General features: G+C 56.2%; 13 protein-coding genes and 1 tRNA gene. 4 read left to right on the top strand and 10 right to left on the bottom strand.

Annotated elements, in window-relative coordinates; all coding sequences use genetic code 11:
• Positions 1-2: 2 nt before the first annotated feature.
• Positions 3-839, top strand: coding sequence for an SIS domain-containing protein (locus EDC26_RS06670; protein WP_132580668.1), 837 nt, complete (start codon positions 3-5; stop codon positions 837-839).
• A 123-nt stretch (positions 840-962) separates the two neighbouring features.
• Here EDC26_RS06670 and EDC26_RS06665 read toward each other — a convergent pair whose 3' ends face one another.
• From EDC26_RS06665 to EDC26_RS06650, 4 genes are all read right to left on the bottom strand, one after another.
• Entirely contained in the window at positions 963-2,813 is a 1,851-nt protein-coding gene (locus EDC26_RS06665) for a sensor domain-containing diguanylate cyclase (protein ID WP_243700811.1), read from the bottom strand.
• 147 nt (positions 2,814-2,960) lie between these two features.
• The gene (locus EDC26_RS06660; protein WP_132580666.1) at positions 2,961-3,422 is read right to left on the bottom strand and encodes a GNAT family acetyltransferase; all 462 of its coding nucleotides are present in this window, start codon (positions 3,420-3,422) and stop codon (positions 2,961-2,963) included.
• A gap of 6 nt (positions 3,423-3,428) precedes the next feature.
• On the bottom strand, positions 3,429-4,073 hold the full coding sequence (locus EDC26_RS06655; RefSeq protein WP_132580664.1) for a 2-dehydro-3-deoxy-6-phosphogalactonate aldolase: 645 nt from the start codon (positions 4,071-4,073) through the stop codon (positions 3,429-3,431).
• 1 nt (position 4,074) lies between these two features.
• Positions 4,075-5,019 carry a 2-dehydro-3-deoxygalactonokinase gene (locus EDC26_RS06650; protein WP_132580662.1) on the bottom strand — a complete coding sequence of 315 codons (945 nt, stop codon included), beginning with the start codon at positions 5,017-5,019 and terminating at the stop codon, positions 4,075-4,077.
• 244 nt (positions 5,020-5,263) lie between these two features.
• Between EDC26_RS06650 and EDC26_RS06645 the strand changes: the two genes are divergently transcribed.
• Positions 5,264-6,133 (top strand): reductase, encoded by an 870-nt coding sequence (locus EDC26_RS06645; protein ID WP_207915075.1) that lies wholly within the window; start codon positions 5,264-5,266, stop codon positions 6,131-6,133.
• Positions 6,134-6,221: 88 nt separating this feature from the next.
• Entirely contained in the window at positions 6,222-6,737 is a 516-nt protein-coding gene (locus EDC26_RS06640) for a hypothetical protein (RefSeq protein WP_425012364.1), read from the top strand.
• Positions 6,738-6,804: 67 nt separating this feature from the next.
• On the opposite strand, the gene EDC26_RS06635 is transcribed toward EDC26_RS06640, so the two are convergent.
• The 4 genes from EDC26_RS06635 to EDC26_RS06620 all read right to left on the bottom strand — a co-directional run bounded on the left by EDC26_RS06635 (position 6,805) and on the right by EDC26_RS06620 (position 9,569).
• Entirely contained in the window at positions 6,805-7,527 is a 723-nt protein-coding gene (locus EDC26_RS06635; protein WP_132580658.1) for an aspartate/glutamate racemase family protein, read from the bottom strand.
• A gap of 582 nt (positions 7,528-8,109) precedes the next feature.
• Positions 8,110-8,394 carry a hypothetical protein gene (locus EDC26_RS06630; protein ID WP_132580656.1) on the bottom strand — a complete coding sequence of 95 codons (285 nt, stop codon included), beginning with the start codon at positions 8,392-8,394 and terminating at the stop codon, positions 8,110-8,112.
• Positions 8,395-8,976: 582 nt separating this feature from the next.
• Positions 8,977-9,306, bottom strand: coding sequence for a hypothetical protein (locus EDC26_RS06625; protein ID WP_132580654.1), 330 nt, complete (start codon positions 9,304-9,306; stop codon positions 8,977-8,979).
• A 186-nt stretch (positions 9,307-9,492) separates the two neighbouring features.
• Positions 9,493-9,569, bottom strand: a tRNA-Arg gene (locus tag EDC26_RS06620).
• A 211-nt stretch (positions 9,570-9,780) separates the two neighbouring features.
• On the opposite strand from EDC26_RS06620, the gene EDC26_RS06615 reads away from it, so the two are divergent.
• The gene (locus EDC26_RS06615) at positions 9,781-10,956 is read left to right on the top strand and encodes an alpha-hydroxy acid oxidase (RefSeq protein ID WP_132580652.1); all 1,176 of its coding nucleotides are present in this window, start codon (positions 9,781-9,783) and stop codon (positions 10,954-10,956) included.
• A 206-nt stretch (positions 10,957-11,162) separates the two neighbouring features.
• On the opposite strand, the gene EDC26_RS06610 is transcribed toward EDC26_RS06615, so the two are convergent.
• Entirely contained in the window at positions 11,163-11,987 is an 825-nt protein-coding gene (locus EDC26_RS06610) for a transporter substrate-binding domain-containing protein (RefSeq protein ID WP_243700810.1), read from the bottom strand.
• Positions 11,988-12,025: 38 nt separating this feature from the next.
• On the bottom strand, positions 12,026-12,883 hold the full coding sequence (locus EDC26_RS06605) for a fumarylacetoacetate hydrolase family protein (protein WP_132580650.1): 858 nt from the start codon (positions 12,881-12,883) through the stop codon (positions 12,026-12,028).
• Between the last annotated feature and the right edge of the window lie 31 nt (positions 12,884-12,914).

The following is a 12,914-nucleotide window of genomic DNA, read 5'->3' as shown; positions in this document are numbered from 1 at the left end:
TCATGCTCGCAAAAATTGAACACCACGTGCCGACCCTGAGCGACGCTGAGCGCAAAGTCGCGCAATGCATCCTCGCCCAGCCCGAAGAGGCCGTCAAGCTGGCCGTGGGCGATATGGCCCGGCGCGCCCAGGTCAGCCAGCCAACGGTAATCCGCTTTTGCCGATCCATGGGCTACCGGGGCTGGCCGGATTTCAAGCTGAAACTGGCGGCCAGCATCATGGGAGGGGTGCCTTATGTGCACTCGACACTACGCACCGGCGACCCTACCTCGGTGCTGGCCGCGAAGGTATTCGATAATGCCGTAACCGCGCTGCTGCGGGCGCGCAACGACATCAACACCGACCGTGTCGATGCGGCCATTGCACTGCTGGCTGGTGCGCGGCGCATCGAATTTTATGGCCAAGGCAACTCGGGCATTGTCGCGGCCGACGCCCAACACAAATTTTTTCGCTACGATCTGGCTGCCGTTGCCTACTGCGACACGCACGTCCAGCTCATGGCCGCGTCGCTGCTTGGGCCCAAAGATGTGCTGGTCGCCATCTCACATTCGGGACGCAGCAAAGACTTGCTGGAAGCCGTGGGCCTGGCGCGAAAAAACAAATGCCCGGTTATCGCGATAACCGCATCCAACACGCCATTGGCCGCCCAGGCCAGCGTTTTTTTACGTGCCGACACACAAGAAGACACTGACCTGTACAGCCCCATGTTGTCGCGTCTGGTGCATTTGGCCATCATCGACCTGCTGGCGCTGGGCGTCGCTCTTGCGCGCGGAGAAAACATAAGCGGCATGCTGGCGAAAACGAAAAAAAGCCTGGCAGGGAAGCGACAGCGTGTGTGATGTGGTGTGGTGTGGCAGCCACAAGAGCACCAAAGGGACGAATGGCAGCCACAAGGGCTGCCACTACAAATACGTATCCGCGAATCATGTAGCGGCACCCCTCGCGGGTGCCATCTCTCAACCCTATCCCGGCGCGATTTCGATCCGGTTGCGCCCGCCCGCCTTCGCGCGATAAAGAGCCCCATCGCTACGAAACAGGGAAGCCTCGGCGTCTGCATCAGTTGCTTTCATTACAGAAATCCCGATACTCACGGTCACCAGGATTGCCTCATCACCGACACGCAGCGGGCTTCGGGCAATCCGCTTCTGCACCCGCCTGGCAAAGGCGCTCGCCTCGGTGGTTCCCACGCCGGGCAGAACCACGGCAAATTCTTCTCCGCCCACACGACCCACCGTATCGCTCTTGCGCAGCTCTTCACGCAAAATCGTTGCGAAAAGCTTAAGCACCTGATCGCCTACAGCATGGCCATAGCGGTCATTAATGGCTTTAAAGTGATCCAGATCGCACATCAAAACCGCCGTGTCCGTGTTGGCGAGGCTGCGTATCCGGGCGAGTTCCTGCTCCATTTGCGCCATGAAATAACGCCGATTAGGCAACTTCGTCAGGAAGTCGGTGGTCGCGAATTCTTGTAATTCGATCTCTACGCTCTTGTGATCGGTCGCGTCAGTGATAAAACCATGCCACACTACGCTGCCGTCGGGCAGCCTGCGAGGCCGCGCATCCCCGCGCCGCCATCGCAAGCCTTGCTTGGGCAGTATCACCCGATATTCCAGATGCCAAGGCGACAAGCTCGCCGCGGAAGCCTCAAGCGAAGCACGATAAGCGGGTAAATCATCCGGATGAATGACCGCATCGACGAGCGACGCATTTAAGGCAACCTGCCTGGGTGCAAGCTCGTAGATATCCCGGATTCCTCCGCTGGCATAAGGAAAATACGCCAGGCCGCTTGGCAACAGCCGATATTGATATACCAGGCCAGGTACCTCATTGGTCAGGTTGCTGATCAGGTCGACGCTTTGTTGCAACCTATCGGATAAGGTCCGCAGGGCGCTGATGTCTGTAGTCGTTCCTATCATGCGCAACGGCTTGCCGTCGGCGTCCCGGCTTACGACCTTGCCACGGCTCGAAATCCATTTATAGTGGCCGTCCTTGCAGCGGATTCGATGCTCCACCATGTAGTTTTCGGTCTTTTGATTAAAGTGATCCTGGATGGCCTCCTGAACATAAGCAAGGTCATCGGGGTGCACACGCGTATAGCTTTCTTCAATATGATTGCTAAGCTCTGCGTCGGCGTAACCCAGGATCGACCACCAGCCCGCCGAATAGTGAATTTCATCTGTTAACACGTTCCGGTCCCAGATACCGGTCCCGCTCCCCTCGATTGCCAGCGCCATTCGCGTCTCACTCTCGATCAAAGCTTTCTCGGCGTTTTCTATCCAGGTTTCGACCTGCGCACGTTCAATGGCAATGATAATCAGGGAGCTGACATCGGCAACAGCCTGACGGGACGCGTCGCTCGGCGGGCTGCCATCTTGGGAATACACCACGAAAATACCCAGCACGCCGCCGGCAACAGACTCGATGGGTACCGCGGCACAGGCATGCAACCCATAGCGCAGAGCCTGTTCGCAAAATCCGGGCCAGAATTGGCCGGCCTCGATTTGGGTAGCACGGCTTGCAGCGCCCTTGCGCACCTCCGTTCTCAAGTCAATGTCCATGCCATCGATAGCGTGAAGATAAGCTTGCGGCAGGCCAGGTGCAACACCCATCTGCAGGCGATGGCTATCCGCATCCAGTACCAGAATGGCGCCCCGTATGTCAGGGTTCTGGTCTTCAATACCACCCACAATGCACGTCAGCGTTTGAACAAGCGGCGCACGCTGCGCGATATGAGACAAAACCAGTGTATTTGTCGCCAACAGCCTCTGATAACGATCAACGTCGACATTCAGGCAAGACATATCCAAGGTCATTACGTCATAAACCTTTATAGGCTTGGATTTACGCTACTTAAAATCGGCTAACGAAATACAAAGGCCGAGCACGGCTCGCCTTGGCGGTTCTCCCGCCGGGCATTTAAATTCTATACCACTTACGGCTGCGTCAACAGGGTATTGACCTTAACTTATATCCGTCGTTAAAACGTACCCGTCGCCAAAATTGTCCTGATCGGGGATAAGCCGACGCCCGAGGCTAATCACGTCGTCTTGCGTGTATCCAAGCCTCTTGTAGAACTCAATGACCTGAACGTTGGACGAACGCACGAGCAGATTCACTTTGGGACAACCGCGCTCAATAAGCAAACGCTCAGCCTCCTGCATAAGCTGGCGTCCATACGACTGATCGCGATGCGCTTGCGCAACCGCCAGATAATAGACCCAGCCGCGGTGGCCATCAAAGCCTACCATGGCCGTAGCCATAAGGGTTTTCCCCAGAACACCAACCAGGAAGAGCTCGGGCTGCTCGGTCAGTTTACGCGCGATATCGCGATGCGGATCATTCCAGGGCCGAAGAAGCCCGCATTCCCGCCAAAGCGCGACAACAGCCGGCTCATCGCCGGGTTGATAAGGACGGATATGCATAAACGATTACCCGCCCCGCCGCAGTTCGCGCTTCTGGCTTGTCGACCTGAACGCTCGCACAAAATCCTGAGCCAATTCCCCGACGCGCCCGGGCGAAAACTCGGGGCGAAAAAGGGACGATCCCAAGCCGACAGCGTGGGCACCCGCGTCGAAGAACGCTTGCATATTGTCCTGGTTAACGCCGCCGAAGGGAATCAGTTTTGTTCCGCCTGGAAGAACGGCAAGCCAGGCCTTCACCGCCGCAGCGCCCAATGTCTCGGCCGGAAACATCTTCAAGGCATCGGCGCCACAACGCAGCGCCATGAATGCCTCGCTGGGTGTGGCAACCCCCGGAATGCAAACAAGACCCATGGCCTTGCTCATTTTTACAATGTCCGCGTCCAGATGCGGCATCAAGATCAATTGGCCTCCCGCATCCTGTACCTTCTTGATCTGATCGAGTTCGAGCACTGTTCCTGCGCCAATGGGATAGTCGGGAAATTCCCGGGCCAGTATTTCCATACTTTTGAAAGGTTCGGGCGAATTAAGCGGGATTTCTATGACTTCGAACCCGGCCGCAATCAGCTTTTCGCCAACCGCCAGTGCGTTGGCCGGACTGATGCCGCGAAGAATGGCTATCAGCGGAGTGCTTAATAAACGTTTTAAAACCATTTCAACCGCCCTTCAACTTATGTTCAACAATACGGTTAGCCATCGCGCTCAATCCTGCAAAGGCAATTTTTTCATCGACGGCGACGACCTCGACGGCATGCAAACCCAACGCCTTCTGGTACAAACCAACAAGCCTGGCGCTTCCTACAACATAAACCTTTTGCGTACCCGGATGCGGCAAACGCGCCAGGCCATCGCGGATTTCTTCGCCAATCAACAAGCCGGAATAATAGCTATCCAGGCTCTGGGGCTTGACGTCGGTCGTAATTGAACGCGTGCGCATCCCGAACAAATTGTGAAGCAAACTACTCTGGAACGCCATATGGCAACCCGCCAGGAACTCTTCCTCGATAAAGTCCGGATGCGCCTGGCTCTCACCCAGCGCATACTTCAGAACCGAATTCTTTTTAATAACATCGAACAGTTCACCCGTCATATAGGTTCGAAAACTATCGACCCGGCTATGGCCAACGTTAATCCATTTACTGTGGGTGCCAGGCAGAATCAGCAGGCCGCCGCTTATTCCATAGGCCTTCAATACGCCAAAAACCTGCACTTCTTCGCCGCGGAGTATGTCCAGGACACGTCCGTCCTGATAGTTGGCAATACCCGGAACGATGCCCACAGGTATCCTCTGATCGAACCATTGAATTGACTCAACCAGGCTCTCCATAGTCGCCGGCGTATTCACATAAGGCGCCTGCAGCCACCCCTGCTTGCTGCCGACCATCCCCGAGGCCAGTGCAAATAAAACGTTGTGGCGGGTAATCCAGTCGCCGGTCAGTTGCTCGAAGACCGCAGCAAACTCGTCGTGCCTGAGAGTTAACGCGCCGCAGGGAGAATCTTTGGCCGCCATAACCCCGCCCGCCATCGAAATCAACGCGGCCCGGCAGTTCGAGGAACCCCAATCGATTCCGATAAAGTATTCCGGTGATTCACTCATCATTAATCATTGATCCATATACTCAAATCGCCTCGCGTTTTACTACCTCCGACTCGGGCGCTCACAATAATATCATCGGCCGGAGGGTGATAATGCGCCCCGCTGGCGTAGCGCGGCACAGCCATGTGGTAAAACGGTTTTATCCACGTTCACCGGCGCCCAGGCTCCAAGCATCATGACGACATCCAATCCACAGTCAAACGCCTCATGCCTATTCGCAGCCGACGATGACGTGCCGGTGCCCTACATGAGACGCACCCGCGACTGGTATCAGGCGCTGGGCTACGACAATCCGTATCGTTGGGCGCACTTCATCGAAACGCCATTCCAGGCGCTTGGAAAACCCTTGTCCCAGTCTACCGTTGCACTGATCACCACCGCGGCACCCTACCAACCCGGCAAGGGCAACCAGGGGCCAGGGGCGCCGTATAACGCATCGGCGAAATTCTACGAGGTCTACACCGGCGACACGGCTCGCGATCATGATGTGCGCATATCTCATGTCGCCATCGACCGCCGGCACACATCCATGGAAGACAGTGGCACATGGTTCCCGCTCCCGGCGCTGCGGGCCTGCGTGCAAAGCGCACGCATCGGACGATTGGCGGCCCGCTTTTACGGCGCACCCACCAACCGCAGCCAGCGCCACACCCTTGAGGTAGACTGCCCACAGATCTTCAATGACTGTCAACAGGATAAGGTTGACGCAGCCATACTGGTGCCCAATTGCCCGGTCTGCCATCAAACGCTTGGTTTGGTGGCCCGCTATCTGGAAGCACGCGGGATTTCAACTGTGATTATGGCGTGCGCCAAAGACATCATCGAACACTGCGGCGTGCCGCGCATGTTGTTCAGCGACTTTCCGCTAGGCAATGCAGCAGGCAAACCGCACAACCCTGAATCGCAGGCGGCGACACTGGAGTTGGCGCTGCAACTGCTGGAGTCGGCTCCGGGAGCCCGGACGACGATGCAATCGCCCCTGCGCTGGAGCGACTCGCACGCCTGGAAGCTGGACTATTGCAACGTGGATCACGTGTCGCCTGACGAACTGGCGCGCCTGCGCACCGAATCCGATAAGGCCAAAGAAATAGCCAAAGCGCTTCGCAAGCAACTTTGACCTTTGCGCCGCAGTTCGCTGCGCCAAACACGCAAAGCCGCGGCACGCCGAACTGCAAACGAACGAATTCAAACGGAGTACTGCTGTAGTGAACAATACGTCTTTCCCAAGTTCCGATTTGCCCAACGAGGCAATCGATCCCGATGTTAAAACGCAAGAGCCGCGGCTTTGGCGCGACGATGGGTGGACCGCGCGGGTCATCAAAAATGAAGACGACGACGGCTGGGCCGTGGAAATGGTCAAGGAAGGCCAAACCGAACCCGCGCTCGTTGGCCCATGGACCATGGGACGCGACAAGAAAAATCCCAAGCCGCTCGATACCAACGCGTTTCATACACTGGTCAAAACCGCGTCCGAAGTCTTGCGCCGGCACGAGCAGCAATTGCATGCCTTGCTGCACAAAAGCGTTAATGTCACGTCCACATCGGGCCAGTTGAACATCAAACTGGATATCGTTCCCGATGAAGACAGCCCATATGCCGTGTTAAGCGCTTACGATGCCCTGGGCGAACAGCTTGCGCAGGTCCGCGTCGCAGCCAACTTCAAACTTGGCATGCAAAGCGCCACCCAATGGATCGAAAGCGATTTCAGAAAGCCGGCCTGACCGGCCAATCACAAAGGCACAACTGGCCAGTGCAGTGAACAGCGAAACCGGACGCTAGGGCCTGAGATCAATAGGCATCAACAACAATCGGCTCGTCTTCCGCCAGGGCGAAGTCCACTGCCGCACGGGCGTGCAAGGCAGTGGTATCCAGCAACGGCACAGCGCTGTCTTCTTCGCGCACCAGCAACATGATCTCTGTGCAGCCAAGCACAATCGCCTCGGCTCCCTGCGCGACCAGCCCGCGAATCGCCTGCCGGTATCGCGCTCGCGATGCCTCGGTTATCACACCCAGACACAACTCATGATAAATAATGTCGTGAACCTCGATCTGCTGCGCCGCAGTGGGCAACACTATTTCTACCCCGTACCGATCGAGCAATCGGTCACGGAAAAAAGATTCACGCATGGAGAACATCGTACCCAGGAAGCCGACTTTTCGAAACCCCTGCGCGCGCGCCTCGATGCCGGTCGGATCAACGATATGCAGAAACGGAATCGATACGGCTCCCGCAATCTGATCCCAGATCATGTGCATCGTGTTCGTGCAAAGCACAATGCAATCCGCGCCGCCCTTTTCCAGATGCTTCGCCGCATCAGCCAGCAACAAGCCTGTTTGTGCCCACTCGCCGTCATGCTGAAGCTGCGCGATAGGTGCAAAATCAACGCTGTGCATCAGGGATTGGGCCGAGTGAAGGCCGCCGAGCCGCGCCCGCACATCCTGGTTAATCAGCCGGTAGTACGTGGCGGTCGATTCCCAGCTCATCCCACCCAGCAGACCGATGGTTCGCATTCTGAATACCCCTGCAGGCCAAGTAAGCCGACATTGTAGAGCCAAGCAAGTGTCTTCGTCTCTACAGAAATTCAAACGCGAAAACCATTCGCAGCTACCCTCGCCACCCCTGAATCAATGATACTCACCGCCGTAATAATGGTGATACCGATGATGATATCCGCCAGCCGGGACAACAATACAGCCAGCCAGTGTCGCAGCCAATACGATAGCGACAAGAACTTTCATAAGAACCTCCATAGTTCTTATGGATTCTAGTCACGCGTACGACAGATGGATTTGCAAAACGTATCTGTATTTGATTTCTTGTCAGCAATTCCCTTTCTTGGCCTGCCCAGGCGGACAGAACCCACCATCGCGGTTGTCATGAGGATACCGCGCGCGCGGCCCATTATCGTAATACCCACCATCATGCGGATACACCAAGCAGCCCGACAGAGTGGACAGAACCAAAGCCATCAATACAAATTTCATTACATCCTCTTGTGTTGTTATTGATTTTGATTCTACAGAGATCGTCCGCCGGCGTGCCTTGCAAAGCGTAACCAGGCGCTTCGAAGCACTTGGACAAGTGCCTTGATGTCAATTGACGCGTCGCACGACCATCACAATCGTCACGATAAACGTGACGCTCGCAACAATGGCGACACCGCACAACCATTTCGCCCGTGTAGAGGTGTTTCGGGGACCGAATGCTTCGCCAAATGCGTCGGCAATATCTCTTGATAAAGAGCCGTGGGCCATAAAGCTGTAGATAAAAAACAGTAGCCCCGCCGCCAGCGTTAGATAAGCCTTGCGCTGGTAGATGGCGGCGCACCATACCGCATATAACGCAGCCGACAACGCCCACTTGAACCCCTCGTACATACCCGCTCCCAACCCTAATTATTGGACGAGATTATAGGACTACGACCAAACCGAACTTGCCACTGCCGCCTCCGTGGCTCAAGTCCGGAAGGGTTATTCAAAAAGCAAGAACCGCCTGAAGCGCTGACGTATTCAGGTGGTTAACTGGGAATGACACTAGGGCGTTTTCGGTTGAAGTGCTTATGGAACTGAACGCGTTTTGGTCGCTGCTTTTTTGAGCTGTTTTGGGCGGGGTCATTCTATTAAGACGCCACAGGGCGAGGGGTGCGGTACCGTCCGGCCCGTCCAGCGGTCGTGGCGCTACGCGCCCCGAATGGCCGGACGGTACCGCACCCCTCGCCCTGCGGCTGCGCTGGCGAAGCGCACCGGGGGATGAGTGGGGGCGGCTGGTGTTGGGCCGAGTGAGGTCTACAGGCAACGTGATATAGGCAGGCTGCGGGCCAGTGAGTTCCAGAGCATGCCGTGCCGGACACCGTTTGACCAAAAATGCTCTGGTAAATTCTGCTGCGGCTGGCAGGAATTGAACCCACGACCCCCCAGCCCGTATCGAAAACACTTACCTGCCGCAAGCGCGCAGGACCATCATAGACTCAATCGTTTCATCCATGCCAGTACGCGTAGTCCGGCCGCGGCGCCTATCATTTGGCCTAAAAACGCAGCCGTCGCGATACCTGGAAGCTGCTCTGGATTAAGCTGACCCGATATATCAAATACACGCCCCGGATAGATCGGATAGCCCAACCCGTAAGGCAGGAGCAGCAAGAAAAAGGTGACAATGATGCTGAATTTGAAGAACGAATCGGATTTTCCGAACCAGTCGCACAGCAATCCGGCGAAAAAGGTCGCAAGAGCCATAACAACGCCGGCGGTCAGAATCGTGTCAAGGGCAATTGGAAAGGGAATTTGGTTCACTTTGGGCCTCTCGGAGTGTCGTCACTTACGCGTTTACGGCACGCATTCGTAAATCATTAGCCCAATCAGAACAAAAGCACACACAAGACGAAATTCTGCGGCACGGCAAAACTCTCCACGCAGAGAAAAGCCGCCTGAATCCTTGCGGATTTAGGCGGCTAACTAGCTAATAACACTAGTAAATTCTGGTGCGGCTGGCAGGAATTGAACCCACGACCCCTTGGTTCGTAGCCAAGTACTCTATCCAACTGAGCTACAGCCGCTTCAAAAGAGGCGTAACTATACCATAAATTAAGGGGTATGTCGTGGGCAAAAACACCCAGCGGCCACGGCAAACAGGCATTAATTCAGCCTGTTCCGAAAGGGATCCACACTACGCCTACGGGAGAATTCTCGTCTATCATTGAGGTTTGGCCGTATTGTCGGCCCATTATCCGCATCAAACGCGATCCGCCCTCGCACCAGGAGACTTTCTTGTCCACGTTATCCAAAATCACATGCGTTGAAGACTTTCGGAAAATGGCAGTGTGCCGAGTGCCGCGAATGTTCTATGACTATGCGGATTCAGGATCATGGACGGAAGGTACCTACCGGTCGAACGAAAGCGACTTCCAAAAGCTGAAGCTGCGTCAACGCGTTGCCGTCAATATCGAAAAACGGTCGCTGCGCAGCACAATGATCGGTGCCGACGTGACCATGCCGGTGGCCATTGCGCCTACGGGCCTGACCGGCATGCAGCATGCCGATGGCGAAATCCTGGGTGCACGTGCCGCCGAAAAATTCGGCATTCCGTTTACGCTGTCCACGATGAGCATCTGTTCCATCGAAGACATCGCAGCCCACACGCAAGCGCCCTTCTGGTTTCAGCTTTATGTGATGCGCGACCGTGATTTCATCGAACGCCTGATCGACCGGGCCAAGGCCGCCCGGTGTTCGGCGCTGATGATCACCCTGGATCTGCAAGTTCTGGGGCAGCGACACAAGGACATCAAGAATGGGTTGTCCACGCCGCCCAAACCCACGCTGGCCAATATCATCAACCTGATGACCAAGCCGCGCTGGTGCCTGGGCATGCTGGGCACGAAGCGCCGCACATTCGGCAATATCGTGGGCCACGCAAAGGGGGTGGGCGACTTGTCGTCCTTGTCGTCCTGGACGGCCGAACAGTTCGATCCGCGCCTGAACTGGAGCGATATTGAGTGGATCAAAAAACGCTGGGGCGGCAAGATTATCCTTAAAGGCGTCATGGATGCGGAAGACGCGCGTCATGCGGTCGACAGCGGCGCCGACGCGCTGATCGTATCCAATCATGGCGGCCGTCAGCTCGACGGCGCCCCATCGTCCATCTCGGCCCTGCCGCACATTGCCCAGGCGGTTGGCCGCGACATCGAAGTCTGGATGGATGGCGGCATACGCTCCGGCCAGGATGTGCTCAAGGCGATTGCGCTGGGGGCCAAAGGAACCATGATCGGGCGTTCGTTTCTTTACTCGTTGGGCGCCATGGGCCAGGCCGGCGTCACGCGCTGCCTGGAGCTCATCGCCAACGAGCTCGATATCACCATGGCGTTTTGCGGACGCACCGATATCAACAACGTCGACCGTTCTATTCTGCTTAACGCCGATTTATTCGATCAGCCCGGAAGGGGCTGATTTTGAAATTAGAATGGCAGCCACAAGGGCTGCCACTACAGGAGCGACGGGTACGGTTCTTGTAGCGGCACGTGAATTTTGTAGCGGCACCCCTTGTGGGTGCCACTGACGTGCCCATGGCTTAATAAATACTACCTTGACCATCAACGAATTTGGCAGCCACAAGGGCTGCCACTACATTATTGGCGGGTACGTTTTTGGCCTAATTATTTATCCGAAGCAGCCACCACCGATTGCGGCAGGGGGACGTTGATCCACTTTGTGAAAAGCTTATTCAACTCGCCGTTGTCGACATTGACCTTGATAAATTTATTGACGGCATCGAGCAGTTCGGGGCGCTTGTATTGCATGGTAATGCCCATGACCTGCTCGTTGATCACGTACTTGATCTGGTATTTACCGGGATAACGCTTCTGCACATCTCCGGCGATGACCGACGACGTGCCTGCGGCGTCCACCTGCCCCACAATCAGAGCCTGCAGGGACGAGGCATCATCATCGAAACGCCGGATGTCGGTGCCTTTGGGCACAACTTTCATCAGCCCGATATCGGCGGTGCCGGCGCGGGGCACACCAATTTTGTACTTGACGAAATCGGCCGGAGTCTTGATGGGCGTTGCCGTCGGCGCGAGCAACACCATGCTGGCCGCGGAATACGGCTTGGAGAATTGCACTTGCTTGACGCGCTCGGGTGTAATCGCCAGCGACGCAACCAGCACATCGGTCTTGTCGGTCAGCAAATACGGAATGCGATTGGGGCCGGTTACCGGAATCAAATCCAGTTTGACGCCCAGATACTTGGCCAGCAGCCTGGCCACATCGGCGTCGTAGCCATCGGGCTTATTGGCCGCATTGGTGATGCCATAGGGCGGAAAGTCCACCACGATGCCCACCTTGATCACGCCACGCTCTTTGATCTTGTCCAGATAACTTTGTGCATGCGCGGAAAACGTTGTCATGGCAATCAGAGACGCGCCAATCACGGACAAAGCCTTTACCGCCATTATTTTCTTGAACGACTTGTGTAACATCAAAAACTCCCGGGCTGTGCCCGCTTTAAAGTAATGAATCAATTCAGCAGATTACTATCCCAGGCGTGCACTTTTTGCTGCTGCTCGCCCAAGCCGTCGATGCCCAGACGCACAACATCGCCGGCTTTCAGATAAACAGGCGGCTTCTGCCCAAGGCCGACGCCGGGAGGCGTCCCGGTGGAGATCAGGTCGCCCGGATGGAGCGTTGTGAACTGGCTGATGTAATGCACCAGAAACGCCACATTGAAAATCATGGTCCGGGTATGGCCATTTTGAAAACGCTTGCCGTTCACCTCCAGCCACATGGCCAGATTTTGCGGATCGGCGACTTCGTCGGCCGTTACCAGCCAGGGCCCAACGGGGCCGAAGGTATCGCAACCCTTGCCCTTGTCCCATTGACTGCCGCGCTCAAGCTGGTATTCACGCTCGGACACGTCGTTGACCACGCAGTAGCCAGCCACATGCTTGAGGGCATCGGCCAGGCTAACGTAACGCGCCTTGACGCCTATCACGACGCCCAGCTCCACTTCCCAATCCGTCTTGACCGAGCCTTTGGGCATGACGATGGGATCATTGGCGCCCGACGGCGTCGACCATTTGCTGAAAAGAATAGGCTCTTTGGGTATGTCAGCGCCGGTTTCCGCCGCATGATCGCTATAGTTCAGGCCCACGCAAATAAATTTGCCCAGACCTGAATACGGCGTGCCGATGCGGCCGGGATTATTCACGATGGGCAGGCTGGCCACATCAATGGTCTGGAGAGCCTTTAATTGCGCCGGACTCAATGTCCGAGCGTCGATGTCGGGCACCTTGCCCGACAAATCGCGCACCTTGCCTTGCGCATCGAGACATCCGGGTTTTTCCTGGCCCACGGGCCCAAAACGTAATAATTTCATGCTTAGTTCCTTCTCAATCGAAATGCCCAGG

The sequence above is a fragment of the Paralcaligenes ureilyticus genome, assembly GCF_004346225.1.
GTDB classification, from domain to species: Bacteria; Pseudomonadota; Gammaproteobacteria; order Burkholderiales; family Burkholderiaceae_B; genus Paralcaligenes; species Paralcaligenes ureilyticus.
Note: the sequence above shows the minus strand (reverse complement) of the source record. Positions and strands in the feature narration are given on the sequence as shown.